This window comes from Janthinobacterium rivuli (assembly GCF_009208735.1).
Classification (GTDB): domain Bacteria; phylum Pseudomonadota; class Gammaproteobacteria; order Burkholderiales; family Burkholderiaceae_D; genus Janthinobacterium.
The window spans coordinates 1-21,987 of record NZ_WFLJ01000032.1; the positions used below are offsets into that span (position 1 = coordinate 1).

15 protein-coding genes are annotated in these 21,987 nt (G+C 60.9%); 3 read left to right on the plus strand and 12 right to left on the minus strand.

The window, feature by feature from the left end; translation table 11 throughout:
• Positions 1-458 precede the first annotated feature (458 nt).
• Positions 459-2,447: a sigma-54-dependent Fis family transcriptional regulator gene (locus tag GCN78_RS28245; protein ID WP_226939865.1), complete on the plus strand. Its 1,989-nt coding sequence runs from the start codon at positions 459-461 to the stop codon at positions 2,445-2,447.
• A gap of 1 nt (position 2,448) precedes the next feature.
• Here the strand turns inward: GCN78_RS28245 and GCN78_RS28250 are convergent, their stop codons facing one another.
• From GCN78_RS28250 to GCN78_RS28280, 7 genes are all read right to left on the minus strand, one after another.
• Positions 2,449-3,459, minus strand: a complete 1,011-nt coding sequence (locus GCN78_RS28250) for an FAD:protein FMN transferase (protein WP_152254660.1) — start codon at positions 3,457-3,459, stop codon at positions 2,449-2,451.
• Positions 3,449-5,551, minus strand: a complete 2,103-nt coding sequence (locus GCN78_RS28255; RefSeq protein WP_226939867.1) for a 4Fe-4S binding protein — start codon at positions 5,549-5,551, stop codon at positions 3,449-3,451. The genes GCN78_RS28250 and GCN78_RS28255 overlap by 11 nt, the downstream gene beginning before the upstream one ends.
• Positions 5,552-5,608: 57 nt before the next feature.
• Positions 5,609-6,769 (minus strand): porin, encoded by a 1,161-nt coding sequence (locus GCN78_RS28260; protein WP_226939866.1) that lies wholly within the window; start codon positions 6,767-6,769, stop codon positions 5,609-5,611.
• Between the two features lie 287 nt (positions 6,770-7,056).
• Positions 7,057-8,769: a PQQ-dependent methanol/ethanol family dehydrogenase gene (locus GCN78_RS28265; protein WP_413465251.1), complete on the minus strand. Its 1,713-nt coding sequence runs from the start codon at positions 8,767-8,769 to the stop codon at positions 7,057-7,059.
• A gap of 73 nt (positions 8,770-8,842) precedes the next feature.
• Complete coding sequence (locus GCN78_RS28270; protein WP_152254662.1) at positions 8,843-9,232, minus strand: DUF779 domain-containing protein; 390 nt, start codon at positions 9,230-9,232, stop codon at positions 8,843-8,845.
• A 53-nt stretch (positions 9,233-9,285) separates the two neighbouring features.
• The gene (gene adh, locus GCN78_RS28275) at positions 9,286-10,806 is read right to left on the minus strand and encodes an aldehyde dehydrogenase (RefSeq protein ID WP_070301569.1); all 1,521 of its coding nucleotides are present in this window, start codon (positions 10,804-10,806) and stop codon (positions 9,286-9,288) included.
• Positions 10,807-11,144: 338 nt separating this feature from the next.
• Positions 11,145-12,101 (minus strand): beta-propeller fold lactonase family protein, encoded by a 957-nt coding sequence (locus GCN78_RS28280; RefSeq protein WP_152254663.1) that lies wholly within the window; start codon positions 12,099-12,101, stop codon positions 11,145-11,147.
• Positions 12,102-12,305: 204 nt separating this feature from the next.
• Between GCN78_RS28280 and GCN78_RS28285 the strand changes: the two genes are divergently transcribed.
• Positions 12,306-14,441 (plus strand): TonB-dependent receptor family protein, encoded by a 2,136-nt coding sequence (locus tag GCN78_RS28285; RefSeq protein WP_152254664.1) that lies wholly within the window; start codon positions 12,306-12,308, stop codon positions 14,439-14,441.
• A gap of 55 nt (positions 14,442-14,496) precedes the next feature.
• Here the strand turns inward: GCN78_RS28285 and GCN78_RS28290 are convergent, their stop codons facing one another.
• From GCN78_RS28290 to GCN78_RS28310, 5 genes are all read right to left on the minus strand, one after another.
• Positions 14,497-15,330 (minus strand): substrate-binding periplasmic protein, encoded by an 834-nt coding sequence (locus tag GCN78_RS28290; RefSeq protein WP_152254665.1) that lies wholly within the window; start codon positions 15,328-15,330, stop codon positions 14,497-14,499.
• Between the two features lie 25 nt (positions 15,331-15,355).
• Entirely contained in the window at positions 15,356-15,841 is a 486-nt protein-coding gene (pedF, locus tag GCN78_RS28295) for a cytochrome c-550 PedF (RefSeq protein ID WP_035824926.1), read from the minus strand.
• Positions 15,842-15,971: 130 nt separating this feature from the next.
• Positions 15,972-16,991 (minus strand): RNA 3'-terminal phosphate cyclase, encoded by a 1,020-nt coding sequence (rtcA, locus tag GCN78_RS28300; RefSeq protein ID WP_152254666.1) that lies wholly within the window; start codon positions 16,989-16,991, stop codon positions 15,972-15,974.
• Between the two features lie 14 nt (positions 16,992-17,005).
• Positions 17,006-18,241, minus strand: a complete 1,236-nt coding sequence (locus GCN78_RS28305) for an RtcB family protein (RefSeq protein ID WP_152254667.1) — start codon at positions 18,239-18,241, stop codon at positions 17,006-17,008.
• A 200-nt stretch (positions 18,242-18,441) separates the two neighbouring features.
• Entirely contained in the window at positions 18,442-20,013 is a 1,572-nt protein-coding gene (locus GCN78_RS28310; RefSeq protein ID WP_152254668.1) for a vWA domain-containing protein, read from the minus strand.
• Positions 20,014-20,220: 207 nt separating this feature from the next.
• Here GCN78_RS28310 and rtcR point away from each other — a divergent pair, with 207 nt between their 5' ends.
• The gene (rtcR, locus tag GCN78_RS28315; protein ID WP_152254669.1) at positions 20,221-21,834 is read left to right on the plus strand and encodes an RNA repair transcriptional activator RtcR; all 1,614 of its coding nucleotides are present in this window, start codon (positions 20,221-20,223) and stop codon (positions 21,832-21,834) included.
• The last annotated feature ends 153 nt before the right edge of the window (positions 21,835-21,987 follow it).

Here is a 21,987-nt window from a genome sequence, read left to right on the forward strand (position 1 = left end):
CTGCACTTACATCAAATGCCCACACTTATCGACTGTTAATTGTTAAAGAACTGTATTCGGTTACTGCTTTCGCGCTATCGACAAAGCGTTGTGTTTGTCAGCTGCGAAGAAGGAAGAGTATGAAGCAATTTGCTACGTCCGTCAACTCCTTCTTTTTTCTCACTTTACGCTGCATTTGCATGCGTCGTTCAGCGAGGGGGCGAATTATAGCCGTGTCCTGCGCACCCCGCAAGCGCTATTTTTTGCGCCAGATCAAAGGCAATAGGCCTGGCACCGCAATTGCTTATATGAACACATGCACCGACCACCGAGGGGAGCAACTCTGGGCCTGGCAGCAACACTGGGGATAGCCCGGTTCGCTTTGCTTTGCTCCCATCTGTGACAGGTGCTACATTATGGAACACTCTCGATATTCAAAAGAGCGCCGCAGTACAGGGCCCAACGGAGGCAACGAGATCATGTATCAACCGTCAGCTACTTACCGTAGCGCACCGTTTTCGTCGATTGCGGACGCGAACGTTTTACCGGCAGGACAGGACAACGTCCCCGTCATCATCGAAACGTCCCATCAGCGTTCAGTCGCCTTTGGCCTGTCGCCCACGGCCACGCCCGACTTTACGCCAGCCGGAAAATCCGACCTGTCCTTGCTGATCGAGCAAAACCGCATGCTGCACACGCACGCGCTGCCAGCGATGGAAACCCTGTACCAGCAAATCGTCAATACCCACAATATGGTGATTCTCACGGATGCCAACGGCGTCATCGTGCATTCACTAGGCGACGACGACTTTCTGGAGAAAGCCAACCGCGTCGCCCTCCAGCCGGGCGTCGCGTGGTCGGAACAAAGCCGCGGCACGAATGCCATCGGCACGGCCATCACGGAAAAAGTACCGACTTTGGTCCATGCGGACCAGCATTACCTGGCCGCCAATCATTTCCTGACATGCTCCGCGGCCCCGATCACCGACCACCGGGGCAATGTGATCGGCGTGCTGGACGTCTCCAGCGACCAGCGCAGTTTCCACAAGCATACGATGGCCCTGGTGCGCATGTCGGCGCTGATGATCGAAAATCAACTGTTTTCCGCCACCTTCGAGGACGCCATCACCGTGCACTTCCACGCGCGCCCTGAATTCATCGGCACCTTGATGGAAGGCATTGCCTCGTTCACACCGGGTGGACGGTTTTTATCCGCCAACAAGAATGGTTTGTTCCAACTGGGTCTGTCATTTGCCGCGCTTCAATCACATACCTTCAGTTCCCTGTTCGGCTTGCCCGTTTCCGCCCTGTACGATCATTACCGCACGGCCGCACCCGGTCTGCTGAACCTGTGCATGCACAGCGGCGTGCGCGTGTATGGGCGCGCGCAGTTGCGCCTGTCCAATAGCGTCTTCCAGCACGGCTTTACTGCCAGCACCGACCATAGCGATATCAACGCCGTGCCGGCCCAGGTTCCCGCGTCGGCCAGCCATGCGGCCAACGCGGCGCGCCGCCTGTCCGGTCTGCGCTATCTGCGCACGGGCGATCCGCAGCTGGAATTGGTGATCGAAAAGGTCAACAAGGTATTGGGGCGCGACATTCCCATCCTCGTCATGGGCGAAACGGGCACGGGCAAGGAATTGCTGGCGCAAGCCATTCACAACGACTCGCCGCGCGCCATGGGACCATTCATCGCCGTCAATTGCGCCTCGATCCCGGAAACCCTGATCGAATCCGAACTGTTCGGCTATGAAGACGGCGCCTTTACGGGGGCGCGCAAGAAAGGCGCGATCGGCAAGATTTTGCAAGCCAATGGCGGCACCCTCTTCCTCGATGAAATCGGCGACATGCCGTTTGGCTTGCAGGCGCGCTTGTTGCGCGTGCTACAGGAACGCATGGTCACGCCGCTGGGCAGCAGCAAATCGATCACCGTCAATGTGGAACTCATTTGCGCCACGAATCACAACTTGCGCGAACGCATGGCCAAGGGACTGTTTCGCGAAGACTTGTATTACCGCTTGAATGGCCTGGTGGTAAAACTGCCGCCGCTGCGCGAACGCACGGACCTGGACACGGTCGTGAAAAAAATCCTCGCGACGGAAGCGCCCGACACGCGCTACACGGTGGCGCCGGACATCCTGCGCATGTTCCACCAGCATAAATGGCCGGGCAACTTCCGCCAACTGACCAATCTCTTGCGCACGGCCATCGTCATGGCAGGCGACGAGCATGAAATCTGCTTGCGCCACATGCCTGATGATTTCCTCGACGATATTGAGATGACGCAAGCGACTGCCGCCAGCGCCAGCACGGACCGCATGATCGCGGCCGGCGCCAACTTGGAAGAGATGGAGCAAAGCGTGATCCTCAAGTCGCTCGATGCCCACGGCGGCAACGTCTCGGCCACGGCGCGTGCGCTGGGCGTGTCGCGCAACACGATCTATCGCAAGGTGCCGCACCTGAAATAGCCTAGAGTAAACGGGAAAAACCGGGCGACATCGCGCGCCGGCCCTGCTTGTCGATGGTCATCAAGTCGACGCCCTCCATTTGCGCGGCCATCGCATGCGCGCGTGCCGCGCCCGTCACCATGAAGGTTGTCGACAAGCCATCGGCCAGCAAGCCCGTGGGCGCCAGCACGGTGACGCTGGCCAGTTCACGTGGCGAATCACCCCTCGCAGGGTCGAAGATGTGGTGATGCGCGAAGTCGGGCGTGAATGTGCATTCGTAGTCGCCCGAGGTTGCCACACTGCGCCCTTCCACTTTCAAAGTGGCCGCCAGGATTTCGCCGTCGCGCGGGTCCTGGATGCCCAAGGTCCACGGGCGGCGCAGGGAACGCTGGCCGCGCGCAACGAATTCGCCTGTATCGAGCAGCGCATGCCGTATGCCGCGCGCCTGCACGGCAGCCAGCGCCATGTCCGCCGCGTAGCCTTGCGCCAGGCCGTTCAAGGTCAGCGCCATGCCGGGCTGGAGAAACCGCACTTCGCGGCTATCCCACGCCAGTTGCCGCCAGCCTACCCGCGCCTGCGCCGCGCGGCGCAAGGCGTCCGCCGGCAAGCTGGCCCGGTCTGCCGCCGCGCGAAACAGCTGCCACAAAGGTTGCACGGTGATATCAAAGGCCCCATCGCTCCATTGCGACAAGGCATGCGCCTGCGCCAGCACGGCCAGCAGGTGTGCATCCGGCCGCGCCAGGCGTCCATCACGGTTCAGCTGAAAGACTTGGCTGGCGGGACTGTAAATGCTCATCAGCCGGTCGATATTCCTGGCCGCATGCAAGGCGTCTTCAATGGCCAGCTCGGCTTGACGCTGATCGTGGTGCAATACGGTGACGGCGATCGTCGTGCCAAACGCCAGCGCGGCGCCTTGATAAGGACGGACTCCAGATGCAGTGACCGTGCCGCGCGCCATGCTGCCGGGCAAAGACAAACCCGCCATGCCGGCCACGCTGCCGATGGCCGCGGAAATAAACGTTCTACGCTGCATTGCTGCTCTCCTCTGCCGTGACCCTTACGATGGGGATGGTGCGGGCACGCTTGATTTCCAGCATCAAGGGTGCGCATTTTTCATCGCTGGCGTAAATCACCACGCAATCCATGCACTGGAAACACTCGCCGTAATCAACTTTCCCGCTAGCCGCGATGGCGTGATGCTCGCAACGGTGGCGGCAAGTCTGGCAAGGCGTGCCGCATTCCTTGCGGCGGGGAATCCAGTTGAACAGGCGAAAGCGCCCCAGCAGTGCCAGCGCCGCGCCAAACGGGCACAGATAGCGGCAAAAGAATTTATAGGACACACTACTGAGCAGCAACAAGCCCACGGCATACGCGACGAAGGGCCAGGCGCGCACGAAGTTCAGGGTAATCGCCGTCTTGAACGGCTCCAGCTCCACCAGCTTGTCCGTGATCTGGCTGGAAAACACGCTGCTGCCAAGGATGGCCGCCAGCAAGCCATACTTGATCCATTTCAAGCGCCCATCCAGGCGCGGCTTGATCTTCCATTGCGGCAAGCGCAACCACTGGCCCAGCTTGCCCGTGAATTCCTGCAGGGCGCCGAACGGACACAGCCAACCGCAAAACGTGCCGCGCCCCCAAATCAGCAGGCTGAGCAGCACGAAAGCCCACAGGATCACCGTCATCGGATCGAACAGGAAAAAGCCCAGGCTGCGCCCCGCCAGCAGCGCCTGAATGACGCCCGTGATGTTGACGATCGATAACTGCCCCTGCGCGTAATAACCGACGAAGCCAATCGTAAACAACAGGAACAGGCGGCGGAACCAGGCAAACTGGCGGCCATCGCGCACCAGGCGTTTCTGCCAGGCCAATGCACCGGCCAGCAGCGCCAGCCCGGCGAGCAACAGCAGCAACTCAGTCTTGCGGCTCTTCCACGTGCCGCGCCAGCTGGCATCGTCGCCTTGCGGCGCCGTATAGAAATCGGCGGGCAAGCGGTAATTGACATCCACGTTGCGCGCGATGCGTTCCGGATACACGATGCCCTTGCTGCGCGTGATCGGCAGCGTGAACGCCAGCGGACTGGCCGCATCGAGTCCCGCCTGGCTGATGACGCGAAAGACCGCGATATTTTCCGTCGGCAATGGCCCCGCATCGGACAGGCGCAATTCCAGGTCCAGGTCGCGCATGTCGATGGGCAAGCCATCCTGCTTCAGCAACAGCCTGTCCGGCACGGTGCCGCGCACGAAATCGTCGCCCAGCACGCTGTAGCGCCCGCGCGACATGACGAGGATGGCGTGATCGCCGTCGTCTAGCCGGTTACGCAGTTTGTTCCAGCTGCGTTCTGTCAACAGGTTGCGTCCCACGCTGGGCACGGACACATAGGCCAGGTACAGGTCGATGAACACGTCGTCCGGCGCGCGCGTCGCTTCCGCATCGAGTCCCGCGCCGGGACCGCCGGCAAACAAGGCTTCCACGTCCTTGTTACTCAGGCAGACATGCTGGATCAGGCCTTGTCCGAGCATCTGCGCCACGCTGAGTTTCTCGAACACGTCCATGCGGATGCGGGCGATCTGGTCCGGGTCACGGCCTTGCGCGAAGCCGAGTTTTTTGCGCGACACTTTCAAGGCCGAGGCCAGCACGCTCTGGTTGATGATGCGCACGGAGGCCGTGGCCTTCGACACGCCATCGATATCGGCGTGCATCGCATCTGGCGCACGTTTCTTCTTGGCATCGATGGCGATGTTCTGTTTCAGCGACAAGCCCTGGTACTGTTTGACGAACTGAAACAAGGGCGCTTCGCCCAGGCCATCGAGAAACACGGGTTCGTGTTGCGACAGCACGGCGACGTCCAGAAAACTGCCTTGCGGATCGATGGCGATCAGCAGATTGACGGGCACGCCGGAAAAGCCGGGAATGGGCGCCAGGTCCATCGATTCAAACACGTAACCGACCAGTTCGGTGGCCGTGGCGTTTTGCTTGAACAAGGGCCAGACGGGCAAGTCGGCGTCCTTCTCGCCCACCACCAGCGGCGCGGGGAAGCGCCGTGCCAGTCCGGCCTTGTCGAGCACGCCCGCCCATGCCTGCCCCAAAATGAACAGGAATAGCCAGCATCCGATGAACAAGCGCATTATCCGCATGCATTGTGCTCCGTGCGGCGCCCTGTCGCAGGACGCCGCGTTGATGAGTTAGAAGAAAATAATGCCGCCCAGGGACACGCCATTCATCTTCGCTTCGCCACCCGCAAAGCCTTTCGAGCGCGTCTGGCCGAGCTCGCCCACCAGGGTGATCGCGCTGTTGAGCGAGTAGTACGCGCCCAGGGTCAGGTTGGCGTTCGACTTCAAGCCGCCCGTGCCGGCCGTGTTGTCGTCGTTCTTGCTAATGCCGTAAGACAAGCCCAGTTTCAGCTTGTCCGTCGTTTTATACGTGCCTTGCAGCAGCCAGTTCTTCGACTTCGTATCGCCCTGGTCCGCATCGGACAAGATGCCCAGCCCCTTGCCGCCCTGGAAGTTGACCAGCACGCCGGCCGGGCCCATCTGGTAGGAGCCGCCCACTTCCACGCCGCGCATGGTCAGGTCATCGACCCCAGGCGTTTTCGAGGTGAACTTCTGCGACTTCACGCCGAGCCAGGCTTTCAAGCCTTCCTGCGCATACGTCAGTTGCGCCTGCACTTGCGGACTCGACTTCGAAGAATAGGTCGAGCCTGCCACGATGGGCGTATCGGAGACGGGGCTGACCAGCGCCACGTCGACGCCAACGCCGCCCGACTTCGGCGAGCTGTACATGATCTGGCCATAATTGCCCAGGTAGGTGTAGCCGGCGCCGATATGGCCCAGGGTCACGCGGCCGCGCTGCGTCGCCTGCACGGGTGCACCCGAACCCAGCAAGGTCATGTCGGACAAAATCGCGTTCGCGCCAAAAATGCCATAGTCGCGGCCCAGCTTGAAGGTGCCCATCTGCGCATTACCAAACGTAAAGAAGGCCTGGCGCACATCGACCACGCTGTTCTGGCTGATGGCGCTGTCGGTGGCCGTCGAGTTGTAGATGCCGATCAAGGCTTTCACGTCGTACTCGCCCAGCCGCGAGCTTGCCGAGGTGATCAAGCCATTCGGCAGCAAGCCGTTGCCGATCGTGGTGCGGTCCTTCTCGCCGCCGCAACCGAGCGCCTGGCCGCCCAGCGCCAGCCCGCCCACGGCATCGCCCGAACACGACACTTGCGTGTAATACGCGTTGACGATGCCGCCCACCGACACGGTCCAGTCGCCAGCCTTGATATCGACGGCTTGCGCCTGTCCCATCGCTGCGATTGTCATGACACCCAGGCTCCCCAGCTTGATCAATGTGTTCATTGCTTCTCCTCTTTCTTCTCTGTTTTTAGTGTGCACACCAGTGATTGATGTACCTCAAGCTTTGGCAATAAGCGTGCCCAGCAAGGCTCAGAGGGAGAAAGAGAAACTATGTGTTTAACATGTGCAACGGCGGATCAATCGCCGCTGCCAGTGTTCATTTTTTGACCGCAAGCAGGCGTATCGGGCATCCAGGTAAACAAAAAACTGACGGCCTGGGCCGTCAGCAAAAAGAAAACATCCGGCGGACAGGGAGACACCCATCCGAGTGGCCCGGATGCTTCACCCCGTTACTTCGATGCCAACTTGAAGACCCACACGGAACCGCCCTGCTCCAGGAAGTTGACCTTTTTCGCCACTTCGCCGCCCCACAGCGGCACCGCGCCACCCCAGCCGGAAACGACGGCCACATATTGCGTGTCGCCATCCTGCCAGGTGACGGGTGGCGCCACGACGCCGGAGCCTGTCTGGAATTTCCACAGTTCCTTGCCCGTCTTCGCGTCGACGGCTTTCAGGAAGCCTTCCGGCGTGCCGTAGAACACCAGGTTGCCCGCCGTGCTCATCACGCCGCCCCACAGCGGCGCGTTGTTCTTGATTTCCCAGACGATCTTGCCCGTCTTCGGATCGACGGCGCGCATGGCGCCGATGTAGTCGTCAAACAAAGGCTTGATGGTGAAACCCGCGCCGAGGAAAGCGCCGCCCTTCTTGTAGCTGATCGGCTCATTCCAGATATCCATGCCCCATTCATTCGCCGGCACATAGAACAGCTTGGTTTGCGGCGAGTACGCCATCGGCATCTGGTTTTTTGCACCGAGGAAAGCGGGTGCGGCAAACACGGTCGTGCCCTTCTTGCCTTCCTCTCCCTTGGTCGGGTCGCCAGGGCGGCCGGCGGGAATGAAGTTCGGCCGGCCCGTCTTCAGGTCGATGCTGCTGGCCCAGGTGATTTTCTTCACGAACGGAAAGGCATTCTGCAGCTTGCCCGTGTTGGCGTCGATCACGTAAAAGAAACCGTTGCGGTCGGCCTTGCCGCCGTAGCGTTTGCCATCCATGTCGAAGGTGACGAACTCGTTGGCGCCGTCGAAGTCCCAGGCATCGTTCGGCGTGTTCTGGTACGCCCACTTGATCTGCCCCGTTTTCACGTCCAGCGCCACGGTGGACGACGAGTACAGATTGTCGCCGGGACGCAAGTGGCTATTCCATGGCGCCGGGTTGCCCGTGCCAAAATACGCGAGCTTGGTTTGCGGATCGTAGGTGCCGCCCATCCAGGTCGAGGCGCCGCCCGTTTTCCACAGATCGCCCGGCCAGGTCTTGTTCACGGTGCCAGACACGCCGTTGTCGATGGCCTTGCCATCCTTGTCATAGCGGTGGCCCATATGGCCCTCCACCGTTGGACGGCTCCACACGAGGTCGCCCGTCATGGGGTTGCGCGCCTCGACCCGGCCCACGATGCCGAATTCACCGCCCGACACGCCCGTCAGCAGCAAGCCTTCGGCGATCAGCGGCGCGGCCGTCATCGAGTAGCCGGCCGCGTAGTCATCGACCTTTTCCTTCCAGACGATCTTGCCCGTGTTCTGATCCAGCGCCACCAGATAGGCGTCGAGCGTGCCGAAAATCACCAGGTTGCCATACAGGGCCGCGCCGCGGTTGACCACGTCGCAGCAGGGCATGATGCCGTCCGGCAAGCGATGCTCATATTTCCACAGCTTGGCGCCCGTTTTCAGGTCGACGGCAAAGATGCGCGAATACGATGCCGTGACGAACATCTTACCGTTGTGAATCAACGGCTGCGATTCCTGGCCCCGCTGTTTTTCGCCGCCGAACGAGAACGACCACGCTGGCACCAGCTTGGCCACGGTCTTGTCATTGATCTGCGTCAGCGGCGAGTAGCGCTGCCCCTGCGTGCCCATGCCGAACGACAGCACACTGGCCGGATTCTTCGCCGTGTTGTCGAGCATGGCGGTAGTGACATTGCCCACGTCGGCCGCCTGGGCCAGCGTGGCCATGCTCAAACCGACGAGTATCCCCATGATTTTTTTCTGCACAATCATCTCCCTCTGTTATTAGTATGTGTATGTATCAAGTGCTGCCGTGGTCGTGCGGCTGCGTGTGCAGCAAGGCGCACTCTTCATCGGTGAACAGGCGCGAGCGCGTCAAAAAGCGCTTGCCTGTGCCGTTGTCGAGTGAAAACATGCCGCCATTGCCATCGACCACATCGATAATCAACTGGGTATGCTCCCAGTACTCGAATTGCTCGAGTCCCATGTAGAACGGTGTGCCATTCAAATTGCCGAGATAAATGTCGGTATCGCTGACATCGAACTCGCCCAGCGCATAGCACATGGGCGCGCTGCCGTCGCAGCAGCCGCCCGACTGGAAAAACATCAGCGGGCCGTGACGCTGGCGCAATTTGTCCATCATTTCCAGCGCCGCATCGGTGGCGACCACCCGGGCAATTGCTGCACTCATGGCATCCCTTTCTGCACGCCGCGCCCGGCTAAGGGCGCGGCGCATGTGCCGGTTTAGAAGAAGCCCAGGGCTTTCGGGCTATAGCTCACCAGCAAGTTCTTCGTTTGCTGGTAGTGATCGAGCATCATCTTGTGGTTTTCGCGGCCGATACCCGATTGCTTGTAGCCGCCGAACGCGGCGTGGGCTGGATACAGGTGGTAGCAATTGGTCCACACGCGACCCGCCTGGATGGCGCGACCCATGCGGAAGGCGCGCGAACCGTCGCGCGTCCACAAGCCGGCACCCAGGCCATACAAGGTGTCGTTGGCGATCGCCAGCGCGTCAGCCTCATCCTTGAAGGTGGTCACGGACACGACGGGTCCGAAGATCTCTTCCTGGAAGATGCGCATCTTGTTATTGCCCTTGAACACGGTCGGACGCACGTAATAGCCGCCTTCCAGGTCGCCCGCCTGCGTGTTGCGCTCGCCGCCGGCCAGCACTTCGGCGCCTTCCTGGCGGCCGATGTCGAGGTAGGACAGGATTTTTTCCAGCTGCTCCTGCGACGCTTGCGCGCCGATCATGGTGGACGAGTCAAGCGGGTTGCCCTGCTTGATGGCGGCCACGCGTTTGAGGGCACGTTCGATGAATTTCTCGTAGATCGATTCCTGGATCAGCACGCGCGATGGGCAGGTGCACACTTCGCCCTGGTTCAGCGCGAACATGGCAAAACCTTCCAGGCACTTGTCGAAGTAATCGTCGTCCGCATCCATCACGTCTTCAAAGAAGATGTTCGGCGACTTGCCGCCCAGTTCCAGGGTGACGGGAATCAGGTTTTGCGCCGCGTAGCCCATGATCAAACGGCCCGTGCCCGTTTCGCCCGTGAAGGCGATCTTGGCGATGCGCTTGCTCGACGCCAGCGGCTTGCCCGCTTCCAGACCGAAACCGTTGATGATGTTCAGCACGCCCGGCGGCAGCAAATCACCGATCAGCTCGATCAACACCATGATGGAAGCGGGGGTCTGTTCGGCCGGTTTGAGCACGACGCAATTGCCGGCGGCCAGGGCTGGCGCCAGTTTCCACACGGCCATCAGGATCGGGAAATTCCACGGAATGATCTGGCCCACGACGCCCAGCGGCTCGTGGTAGTGATAGGCATAGGTTTCCGCATCGATTTGCGCGACGGAACCTTCCTGGGCGCGGATGCAGCCGGCGAAGTAACGGAAATGGTCGATGGCCAGCGGAATGTCGGCATTCATCGTTTCGCGGATCGGCTTGCCGTTGTCGATGGTTTCCGCCGTGGCGATCAAGCTCAGGTTCTGTTCGATGCGGTCGGCGATGCGGTTCAGGATATTGGCGCGCTCGGCAGGCGACGTCTTGCCCCAGGCATCCTTGGCGGCATGCGCGGCATCGAGCGCCAGCTCGACGTCTTCCGCCGTGGAACGGGCGATTTCGCAAAACGGCAAGCCCGTGATGGGCGTGATGTTGGGAAAGTATTCACCTTTTACTGGTGCAACGAATTTGCCGCCGATGTAATTGTCATAGCGTTGTTTGAAAGGATTGGCTACGCCCAGTTTGCTGATGTCTGCGAGATTCATGTCGTCCTCTATCGGGTTAATTAGAATGGAACTGCGTTAATTAAAATCAAACGTCCTGGTACAGATGGGGTGAGTACACGGAGTCTTCCGCAAATGCCGTGCCAGCTCGCCATCCCACGACAAATTTAGCCGGTTTTACCCTTGTTACAAGGGCGTGGCGTCAATCCCGGCGCGCTCTTCAGCGCATGCCCGGGGCTTGGGCGACGGACGTGGGCCTGTTGGTGTTTTGAACAGGGTGGCGGCCTCCTGTTCCAATTCGGGCCAGCCCTGCTGCTGCGCCCCTGCGCCGCTGCACAATGGAACAGGTGTACCAGACTGGAACACCTGTTCCAGCTTACCTAGCGGATCACCACGCCCCATGGCAATTCACCTACGGCAATATCGGTCACCTTGCGCGCGCTGGCCGTGTCGATCACGGACACGCTGTTGGAGCGGCCATTGGCCACGTACAGCTTGGCGCCGTCCGGCGTGATGGCCATATTCCACGGGCGCTTGCCGACGGCTATGGTGGCCGTCACCTTGTTGCTGGCCGTGTCGATCACCATCACCGTGCCGTCGATACCGTTCGAGACATACACCTGCTTGCCACTGGGGTGGACCACGATGCCATTCGCATTCTTGCCCGCTGGAATGGTGGCAATCGCCTTGTGCGCGGCCATGTCGATCACATAGACGGCATTGACCAGTTCGCACGCCACGTAGGCGCGGCCCGAGTCCGGGCTGAAACCGATGCCGCGCGGACGCAATCCCACGGCGATGGACGCCACCTGGCGGCGTTGCGCCACGTCAATGACATCGACTTGCTCGGCCTCTTCCGCGCTGACCAGCAGCCAGCGCCCATCCGGGCTGAACACGGCATGTTCCGGATTGCGTCCCTGTACCTTGATGTCGGCGAGCAAGGTGCCCGTCTGGCCATCGAGCAAGGCCACGCTATTGTTTTCCTCGACGGCCACGGCCACGTGACTACCGTCTTGCGAGGCGCTGACGCCTTCGGGCGACTTGCCCAGCGCCACCGCGCGCACGGGCATGCCGCCACCGTTATCGATCAGCAGCAAGGCGCTGCTGGCGGCGTCCGTGACAAACAATTGCCGCCCTGTCGGGTCGGCGGCGATGCCGCGCGGACGCTTGCCTGCCGCGATCTGGCGTACGACCTGGTCGGTCGCCGTGTCGATCACGCTCAAGGTGCCCGATTTTTCATTGGGGACATAGGCAAACGGGGCGGCCAGCACGGCCGTGCTGGCAAGCGCAGGCAGCAGCCAGCACACCTGGCGCAAGCGCGAGAAGAAGTTGGGCATAATCACCTTTTTAATGGCAAAACGAGGGAAAAACGCGCGGTAGCGGCGCCTCTGACAATTGCTGTATGCAAACGCCGTGCCACGGACACGCGTATAATTTCAGCCCACCAATGGAGACATGGCAGGCATATTGCTTGATACACCTACGCAGACCTGTACCGCGCACGCGATCAAGCAGGCTTTTATTCACATTGGAGAATCCGCATGCAACACCGTTTCCGCCTGAACACCATCGCCAGCCTGTTTGTCGCCGGCAGCGCCACCCTCGCCCCCCACGTCTTTGCCGCCGAGGCCGCAGATCCGGGCGCACAACTGATGGATACGGTGGTCATCAGCGGCAGCCGCATCGCCCATCCCAGCCAGGAAGTGCCGGCCTCGATCGACGTGGTCGACAGCGCCCGCATCCAGGAGGGCCAGATCCGCGTCAACGCGTCGGAAGCGCTGGCCGCCGTGCCGGGCCTGGTCGTGCAAAACCGCCAGAACTACGCACAAGACTTGCAAATCTCGTCGCGCGGCTTCGGCGCCCGCTCGGCCTTCGGCGTGCGCGGCGTCAAGCTGATCAGCGATGGTATTCCCGCCAGCATGCCGGATGGCCAGGGCCAGGCCGCCACCTTCAATCTCGATACGGCCGAGCGCATCGAAGTGCTGCGCGGACCGTTTTCCGCCATCTACGGCAACCATTCGGGCGGCGTGATCCAGCTGTTTTCCAAGGATGGACAAAATCCCCCGTCCGTCGAATTGAATGTGACGGGCGGCAGCTACGGCACCAGCAAGGTGGACTTGACGGCGCAGGGCCAGGCAGGCGGCATCGGCTACGTGCTCGACGGCTCGCGCTTCCGCACGGACGGTTTCCGCGACCACAGCGCCGCCACGCGCGAACAGGCGTTCGGCAAGATCACGGTCAAGCCCACCGCGGACAGCAAGCTGACCATCGTCGCCAACAGCCTGCACCAGGGCAACACGCAAGATCCGCTGGGCGTCACCTGGCCCACGTTTGCAGCGAACCCGCGCGCCGGCGAAATCGACACCACCGATACGCAAAAACCGAAACGCACCCTGGCCGAGCGCTACAACACCCGCAAGAGCATCGATCACCAGCAGATCGGCGCCACCTACGAGCAATCGTTTGGCGATGACCGCCTGCACGTGATGGTGTATGGCGGCAACCGTGACGTGATCCAGTACCAGGCGTTTACCAAGGGATTCCAGGCGCCGCCTAGCCATTCGGGCGGCGTGGTCGATTTCCAGCGCCAATTCTATGGCATCGATACCAACTGGCTGCACGTGAACCAGCTGGCTGGCGGCAAGCTGAGCACCACCATCGGCATCGACTATGGCCGCTCCAGCGACGACCGCACCGGCTATGAAAATTTCATTGGCAATAGCTTTGGAGTAAAAGGCAAGCTGCGCCGCGACGAGCAGAATGTCGTCTCCAGCCTCGATCCGTATCTCCAGGCGGAATGGCAAGGCGGCCCGTGGCTGCTCAGCGCAGGTGTGCGCTACAGCAAGATGAAAGTGGCGGTCGACGACCATTTCCTTAGCAATGGCGACGACAGCGGCAGCCTGGAGTTCAGCCATACGACGCCGGTGCTGGGCCTGCTGTACAAACTGACGCCGAACGTCAACGTCTACGCCAGCGCCGCGCGCGGCTTCGAAGCGCCCACCCTGAACGAACTGTTTTACTCGGGCACGGGCGGCGGCTTCAATTTCAACTTGAAGCCGGCCACCAGCACCAACCTGGAAGCGGGTGTCAAGGCCAGGATCGCCAACAACACGCACGTGAACGCGGCCGTGTTCCAGATCAAGACCAACGACGAGCTGGTGGTCGACAAGTCCAGCGGTGGGCGCACCAGTTATCGCAATGCGGGTAAAACCTTGCGCCAGGGCATGGAAGTGTCGCTCGATTCGAACCTGCCGTATGGCTTCACGACCAAAGTGGCGCTGACCAGCCTGCACGCCGTGTATGACCAGGCGTTTGGCAACGTGCGCGAAGGCAGCCGCTTGCCAGGCGTGCCCAGCGCCAACCTGTTCGCGGAACTGGCCTGGAAAGATACGCTCGACCGTTTTGGCGCGGCGCTGGAAAGCGTGGCCAGCAACCAGGTCTACGCGGAAGACAGCAACATCGAAAAGCCGGCGCCCGGCTACACGGTATTCAATGCGCGCTTCAATGCCAAGCAAAACGTGGGGAACTGGCGCTTCAAGGAGTTTGCCCGCCTGAACAATCTTTTTGACAAGACCTATGTGGGCTCCGTCATCGTCGGCGACAGCAACAAGCGCTACTATGAAGCGGCACCGGGACGTAACTGGTTGCTGGGTGTCAGCGCCATGTATTCCTTCTAATTAAAAAGCCCGCGCATCGGAAGATGCGCGGGCTTTTCAACGAGAGCAAGCTAAGTCAGGGGCGTGCTTCCTTCACACCATATTTCTCGAAGATGGCTTTCAATTCGCCGCTGGCGGTCATCTCGTTCATCGCCGCCTGCAGCAACTTGGCCACGTCGAGCTGCTGGCGGCTGACGGCCAGGCCCACGGCCCAGCCGGCACGCGGCAAGCGGGAGAACGCCACGTCGTTCAAGGGGAAAGCAGGATCGCTTTTCAGCACCGATTCGATTTCCGAACGATTCGCCAGCACAGCGTCGAGTTGGCCCGCCTGCAATTGCTGCAAGGCTTCGGCGGCCGTGTCGAAGATGCGCACGTCGTCACGGTATTTGCCATTATCTTCGCCCAGCATCAGCATGGCCGCGATCGACACCTTTTCCACGCCGACGCGCTTGCCCGCCAGCGAGGCGACGCCATCGAATTGCGGCACGGCTTGCGCGCTGCGCGCCAGGCGTACGGTTTCCACGTAATACGGGGCGAAGATCTCGACCTTGTCGTTATCCGCCATCAACTTCTTGTCGACCGGCACATGCAGCATCACGTCGGCGGGACCATAGCCGAGGTAATGGCCCTTCCACACCATATTGCGCAAGTCATCGTTGAGGTTTTCGCCGGCGGGAAATGGCAGCAAGCTCAGTTTCAGCCCCAGCTTTTTCGCCAATGCTTCGGCGATGTCGATGTCGATGCCCGTGCCCTTGTCGGAAAACGGCGCGAACTCGTTGTACACAGCCACTTTCAGGCTGCCCGACTGCTGTACTTTCTGCCAGTCGGCGCGCGCCGGCGCGGCTGCGCACAGCGCCAGGCAGGCGAGCGAGAGTATCGCGCGCGCGCCCCGGAATTGAAATGAACGCATGGGACTCCTTCGTGATCAGTTCGGCTTAATTCGATTCGCGGCGGGTTTCCAGATAGGTCTTGATGGCCCACATGGCTTCCTGGTTGAACACGCCCTCGAACGGCGGCATGTACACGGCGCCATTGCGTACTTTACCGTGGCGGATGGTGGTCAGATAATAATTATCCGTCTCCTTGTAGCAAGCCTGCTTCTTTGTCTCATTCTTGATACCGAAGCAATCACGGTCGAGCTGGCGCAAGTCCGGCGCGATGCCGCCCGAGATGGCTTCGATGCCGTGGCAGCGGGCGCAATTCTGGTTGTAGGCCGAGGTGCCCACCGTCAAGGCCAGTTTATTGCCCCGATACGGATTTTGTTCGAGCCACTTGTCGCCCACCTTGGGCAAGCCCGTGGTGTCGACGCCTTGCGGCGTGACATTGCCGTGCGCATAGGCATGCGGCAAGGTCAGCAGGGAAGTGAGGGCAACGGCGCCCGCAGCCGCCACGCCGAGCAGGGTACGAATGGAATAGGTCATGCTGGTCTCCTTGGTTTTTTAGTGAATATCCAAGAAGAGCAAATGCCATGCCATGCGTATATGCCCCACGTCCGGCCACCCATGTATCAATTTGGAACAGCTGCAACACGTAGTTGTGTCACCGCGCGCGTCAGGCGGCGGCCACCGTGCAGATGCTGCTTCGTGCCTGCTGCTCGAAAGTGATACGCACGGGCAAAAATCGGGCAATCACCTCCGCATTCGTCAGCGCATGCTGCGACACCTTGTTGCAGCTGAAGGTACCGCCGCCCGCCAGCGCCATCGGCAGCAAGAGCTGGTCGGCCAGGTGCTCGGCGACGGCCGCGTCCGTCTTGAGATAGGCGCGCACCTCGTTCAACAGACGCTTGGCCACGGACTCGGCCAGCAAGGACTTTTCGCCGAACGATGTAAACACTTCCGTGACATGCTCATGCTCCAGGGTCAGCAACAGGACATTGCCCGGTCCCTGCTCCGCCGGCAAGCCGACGAGGCGCAGCTGCTTGCCGCTCCACCCCATGCCGTCAGCGATGCGCTCGAGCTCGCGCTGCGCCACGTTCACGTGCACGCCCGCCACCACGCTTTCCGCATACCCCGCCTTGCGCTCGCCGCGCTGCAGCAAGGCGATCGGCCGCAAGCGCTGGCAGGGTTGCACAGTGGCAATCACCTCGCCGCCGCCCGCAGGATGAAAACCATAGCGTTGCAGCGCGATATCCACCTCGGCCCCCATCTGTTCCAGGATGCGGCCATACGCGCGCTGCAGGAAATGCACGGGCGGCGCCATAGCATTGTGCGTGCCGCCACTGATGCGCACCGTGGATGGCCCATCCGCATGCAGCAGGGCCGGCAGCAAGGTTTGCAGCACCAGGGTGCAGCTGCCGGCGCTGCCGATGGCGAAGCGGTAATCGCCGCCGCGCAGGGGACCAGGCACGAATTCGAGGCTCGATGCGCGCAGCGCCACCGGCGTCGTGCGCGCCCCGCAAATGGCGGTCGCCGCCTGCACGGCCAGCAAATGCTGGCGCAGCAAGCCGGGCTTTTCCCGCCCCGCGCGGATATTCGTCAGCCGGAATGGCTGTCCCGTGATCATCGACAGGCTCAGCGCCGAGCGCAAAATCTGTCCGCCGCCCTCGCCTTGCGCTCCATCTATTTCTATCATCTCTGCTTTCTCTCTTATCCTTTGACGCAGACCACCTGCTTCAATATATGCACCACATCGACCAGCTCGCGCTGCGCCAGCATCACCGCATCGATATCCTTGTAGGCCATCGGGATCTCATCGATCACGTTTTCATCCTTGCGGCATTCCACGCCTTCGGTGGCGCGGATCTGGTCGGCCAGATTGAAACGCCGCTTCGCTTCCGTGCGGCTCATCGTGCGTCCCGCACCGTGGCTGCAGCTATGGAAACTGTCCGCATTACCTTTGCCACGCACGATAAAACTCTTCGCCCCCATGGAACCGGGAATGATCCCCAGCTCCCCGGCGCGGGCCGACACGGCGCCCTTGCGCGTGACCAGCACATCCTTGCCGAAGTGGTGCTCCTTCTGCACATAGTTATGGTGGCAGTTGACGGCTTCCACGTGCGTCTGGAACGGTTTATGGATGACCGTGCGCACGGCGGCGATCAGGTTCTGCATCATCACTTCGCGATTGTTGCGCGCAAAGCGCTGCGCCCAGCCCACCGCTTCCACGTAATCGTCGTAATGCTGCGTGCCTTCGGCCAGGTAGGCCAGGTCCTGGTCGGGCAGGTTGATGAAGTGAGTGCGCATATCCTGCTTGGCCAGTTCGATGAAGTGCGTGCCGATGGCATTGCCCACGCCGCGCGAACCGGAATGCAGCATGAACCATACGGAACCCTGCTCGTCGAGGCAGACTTCGACGAAGTGGTTACCGCTGCCCAAAGTCCCCAGGTGACGATAATTGTTCGTGTTTTTCAGCTTCGGCGTTTTCAGGCAGATCGCCTCGAATTCATCCTTCAATTGCAGCCATGCGGTATCGACCACCGATGGCGGGGTATGCCAGGAACCTTCATCGCGGCCGCGGTGGCCGCGCGTCTTCGGCGACATCCCGTGCGGAATGGCGCGTTCGATGGCGCTGCGCAGCGGTCCCAGATTATCGGGCAAATCATTCGCCGTCAGCGTGGTTTTCGCCGCCATCATGCCGCAACCGATATCCACGCCCACCGCGGCCGGGATCACAGCGCCCAGAGTAGGAATCACGCTGCCGATGGTCGACCCTTTACCCAGGTGGACGTCGGGCATGACGGCGATATGCTTGTAAATGAACGGCAGGGTCGCCGTGTTGCGCAATTGTTTTTTGCCCGCTTCTTCGACAGGCACGCCACGGGTCCACATTTTCACGGGACGGCTGCCTTCGGTATGCAGGACGTCGTATTCTTCTTTCTTCATCGCTTCTCTCCTTTTCTATTGTAATCAGTACGACAACCCGACAAGGAGGGACAGGATTTTCTGGCGGCGTACTGCGCATGCCAGGCCGGTTTGACGCGGCTGATCGATGTAATCCTGTCTGCATTCGGGGCACTGCGGCGCATGACAAGTCTGGACAGGACGTCTCTTATGTAGTCGTGTCCGCATTCATGCGCTTTGCTTCAACAAGCTGGTGCCGCGATATCGATGGCGGCGATTTCTCCCACCCAGTGGGCGGGGTCCAGCTGGCCGGCGGCAAAGGCGGCGATGATCTTGAAGACGTCATCGGAAAAACCGCCGATATTCAGGATATCCTCGCATTCCATCGCCTGCGTCGTGGCATGCGGCGCAATATCGATGCACACCAGTTTCGCCTGCGGATTGCGCTGCTTGAACACCTTCCATTGTCCCATCGTCGCCGTGGCGCCGCTGCGTCTGGCGTCGATCCACGATTCGTTATCGGACACATAAATCACCAGGTCGGCCAGCTCCTTCTTGCTGTTCATGCGCATCAGCGGTGCGCTGCAATTGGTGCCGCCGCCACCGATGGCCGCCAGCCTGGCCGCGTTGCTCATCACGCTGTCATCCGCAGCCAGCCCGCACGTCACGACGCTGTGCTCGAACGGCAGCAGCATCGCATCCGGATTCTTGCGCAGCATGGCCGCCGCCACCAGCGCCGCCACATCGATGCAGCGCACGCTCGACGTGGCGCTGCCGCGAAAACCGCTGACGGGCGACGACATCGAGCCGGAGACGTCGGGGCACACCACCACCCTGCCAGCGATCCGCGGCACGTTCGCCAACGCTATTTCCAGCGCCGCTTCCAGCGCATCGCGCACGATGGCCTGCACGCTCTCGCCGGCCGCCAGGTACGCGGACAGCAGCTGGTACGGAAACACCCGTGCCCGGCCAATCGCCTCGGGATCGCGCAGCTTGGCCGCGATCAATTCCGGCATGCCGGCTATCGCATACACGCCGTGACGCCCAAAGGTGTTCAGATTCATGCGCACCATCTGCCAGCTGCCCTGGCGGGCGATCTGCGCCCAATCCTGCGCGCTCAAGGACAGCGCCGTCAGCATCTGGAACGGCACCTCCGGTATCGCTTGCGAAGGATCCGCCTTGTAGGCCTCGAACGCGGCCAGCACCGACGGCAGCGCCTCGGCATCGTACGGCTTGCCGATCAACCAGGCAAAGAATGCCTCCCGCCACGCTTGCTGCGGTTTCGGATGCACCATCTTCACCACGTCGGCCAGCGAAGGCGCATTGCCCACGGCGGCGGCCAGCAAGGCTTGTTCCGAAGCTGTGTTCAGCCATGCCTGCACCAGCTTTTTCGGACGCGATCCCAGCGACTTGCGTCCCACGGCGCCCGAGCGCATGATCTGCACGAAATTGCGCAGCATCTTGCCGTTGTTGATGACACGCCGGAATGCCGGTGCGAATTGCGCAGCACCCTGCACCGCCAGCACGGCCACCAGCAAGGCCGGCATGTCTTTCATATAGCCCCGTTCGCGGCAGTACACGGCCGTCTGCGCAATGAAGGCGGGGTCCACCGCCTGGCACAGCTCGAGTACTGTTGCCAGCTGCGCTTCGGCGCTGGCATAAAACGTCGTGTTCAGGCAGCCGGTGGCCGCGTATTGCGCCAGCTGATGCCGGGGCGTCAGCGCATAGGCTGGCGCGCCTTCCGCATTGCGCGCCAAGGCCGCTGGCAAGGTTCCTGTCTGTTGCGCGCTCTGGAATAACTGGGCGTTGGCCATTTTTTCGTTCCTCTCTGCTCTCTACGTTTATCTCGTTGGTATCTCCTCTATTGCAAGCGCTGTGCCAGCTTTCAATATCTCATCAAACATTTCCATAACCCATTGATTTCATTAAGTAATATTTCCACGCAAGCTGTGCACTGAAAATATTCCTGTCATGGCGATTTGGAATATAATTATCTTTTCAGATAAATATTTATCCAAAATATGCAAGCAAAACGTACCGTCGTCATCGGTTTTCTCGGCACGCAGCTCGACAATGGCAGGGGCGCGGCGCGCTGGGAAAAGTGGCGCCCCAGCATCGCCCTGACCCAGCACGAGGACAAGACCATCGACCGTTTCGAGCTGCTGTACGCGGGCAGCCAGTTCGATAACCTGGTACGCCAGGTATCGCAGGATATCGCCAGCGTCTCGCCTGAAACGAGGCTGATCGCCCATGAACTGCCCATCAGCGATGCCTGGGACTTCGAGAATGTGTATGGCGCGCTCTACGATTTTGCCAACAGCTATCCCTTCGATCCGGACAAGGAAGACTACTGGATCCACATCACCACCGGCAGCCACGTGGTGCAGATCTGTATGTTCCTGATGACGGAAGCGCGCTATTTTCCGGGCCGTCTCGTGCAAACGTCGCCGCCGAAGCGTCAGGCCACCGGCAATCCCGGCAGCTACGCATTGATCGACCTCGATCTGTCGCGCTACGACCAGATCGCCCAGCGTTTTACGCGCGAGCAGGCCGAAGGCGTGGCCTTCCTGAAGTCCGGCATCGCCACGCGCAATGCGAAGTTCAACGGCATGATCGATGAAATCGAGCGCGTCGCCATCAAATCGAAAGCCCCCATGCTGCTGATGGGACCGACCGGCGCCGGCAAATCCTTCCTCGCGCGCCGCGTGTACGAGCTGAAAAAGTCGCGCCACCAGATCGATGGCAAATTCATCGACCTCAATTGCGCCACCCTGCATGGCGATGGCGCGGCCTCCACCTTGTTCGGCCATATCAAGGGGGCATTTACGGGGGCGGGTTCGGATCGACCCGGTTTGCTGCGCAGCGCACACAAGGGCTTGTTGTTTCTCGATGAAATCGGTGAACTGGGGCTCGACGAGCAGGCGATGCTGCTCAAAGCCATCGAAGAAAAGCGCTTTTTCCCCGTCGGCGCCGATACGGAAGTGCAAAGCGACTTCCAGCTGATCGCCGGCACCAACCGCGACCTGGGCAAGGAAGTGGCGGCCGGCCGCTTCCGCGAAGACCTGTATGCGCGCATAAATCTGTGGACTTATGAATTACCAGGCCTGGCGCAGCGGCCGGAAGACATCGAACCGAACCTGGAATACCTGCTGGCACAATATGGTGCCGGGACCGGCGAACGCGTGCGCTTCAACAAGGAGGCACGCGAGCGCTTCTTGCGCTTTGCCACCGCGCCGTCGGCCGCCTGGAGCGGCAATTTCCGCGATTTGTCCGCCGCCGTCACGCGCCTGGCCACCTTGTCGGAAGCTGGCCGCATCACGGATGGCGTGGTCGACGAGGAAATCAGGCGCCTGAAACGGCTATGGCAGCATCATGACGAGCCTGCCGGAGGCACGGAAATCGATCTGGCCGATATCATGGGAAGCGAGGCAGCCGCGCAGCTTGACCTGTTTGATGCGCTGCAGCTGAGGTCGGTAATTCAGGTATGCCGGCAATCGAACAGTTTGTCCGATGCGGGCCGTACCCTGTTTGCCGTGTCGCGCGCGGCGAAGGCCAAACCGAACGATGCCGACCGACTCAAGAAATACCTGGCCCGCTTTGACCTTGAATGGGATGGGGCTTGCCGACCTCATTAAATGAGAAAAGCAGCGCACAGCGCTGCTTTTTTATGTCCGCACGCGGTTATTGGAAAAAGCATCAGACGTAAAAAAACCCCAACCGGATCACCGGAAGGGGTTTTTTCGAATAACAAGCCTGACGATAACCTACTTTCACACTGGTTGCAGCAC

Coding starts and splice junctions, on each gene's coding strand:
- GCN78_RS28245 (WP_226939865.1), top strand. CDS start 459: ATGTATCAACCGTCAGCTACTTACCGTAGCGCACCGTTTTCGTCGATT.
- GCN78_RS28250 (WP_152254660.1), bottom strand. CDS start 3,459: ATGCAGCGTAGAACGTTTATTTCCGCGGCCATCGGCAGCGTGGCCGGC.
- GCN78_RS28255 (WP_226939867.1), bottom strand. CDS start 5,551: ATGCGCTTGTTCATCGGATGCTGGCTATTCCTGTTCATTTTGGGGCAG.
- GCN78_RS28260 (WP_226939866.1), bottom strand. CDS start 6,769: ATGAACACATTGATCAAGCTGGGGAGCCTGGGTGTCATGACAATCGCA.
- GCN78_RS28265 (WP_413465251.1), bottom strand. CDS start 8,769: ATGGCCACGCTGGCCCAGGCGGCCGACGTGGGCAATGTCACTACCGCC.
- GCN78_RS28270 (WP_152254662.1), bottom strand. CDS start 9,232: ATGAGTGCAGCAATTGCCCGGGTGGTCGCCACCGATGCGGCGCTGGAA.
- adh (WP_070301569.1), bottom strand. CDS start 10,806: ATGAATCTCGCAGACATCAGCAAACTGGGCGTAGCCAATCCTTTCAAA.
- GCN78_RS28280 (WP_152254663.1), bottom strand. CDS start 12,101: ATGCCCAACTTCTTCTCGCGCTTGCGCCAGGTGTGCTGGCTGCTGCCT.
- GCN78_RS28285 (WP_152254664.1), top strand. CDS start 12,306: ATGCAACACCGTTTCCGCCTGAACACCATCGCCAGCCTGTTTGTCGCC.
- GCN78_RS28290 (WP_152254665.1), bottom strand. CDS start 15,330: ATGCGTTCATTTCAATTCCGGGGCGCGCGCGCGATACTCTCGCTCGCC.
- pedF (WP_035824926.1), bottom strand. CDS start 15,841: ATGACCTATTCCATTCGTACCCTGCTCGGCGTGGCGGCTGCGGGCGCC.
- rtcA (WP_152254666.1), bottom strand. CDS start 16,991: ATGATAGAAATAGATGGAGCGCAAGGCGAGGGCGGCGGACAGATTTTG.
- GCN78_RS28305 (WP_152254667.1), bottom strand. CDS start 18,241: ATGAAGAAAGAAGAATACGACGTCCTGCATACCGAAGGCAGCCGTCCC.
- GCN78_RS28310 (WP_152254668.1), bottom strand. CDS start 20,013: ATGGCCAACGCCCAGTTATTCCAGAGCGCGCAACAGACAGGAACCTTG.
- rtcR (WP_152254669.1), top strand. CDS start 20,221: ATGCAAGCAAAACGTACCGTCGTCATCGGTTTTCTCGGCACGCAGCTC.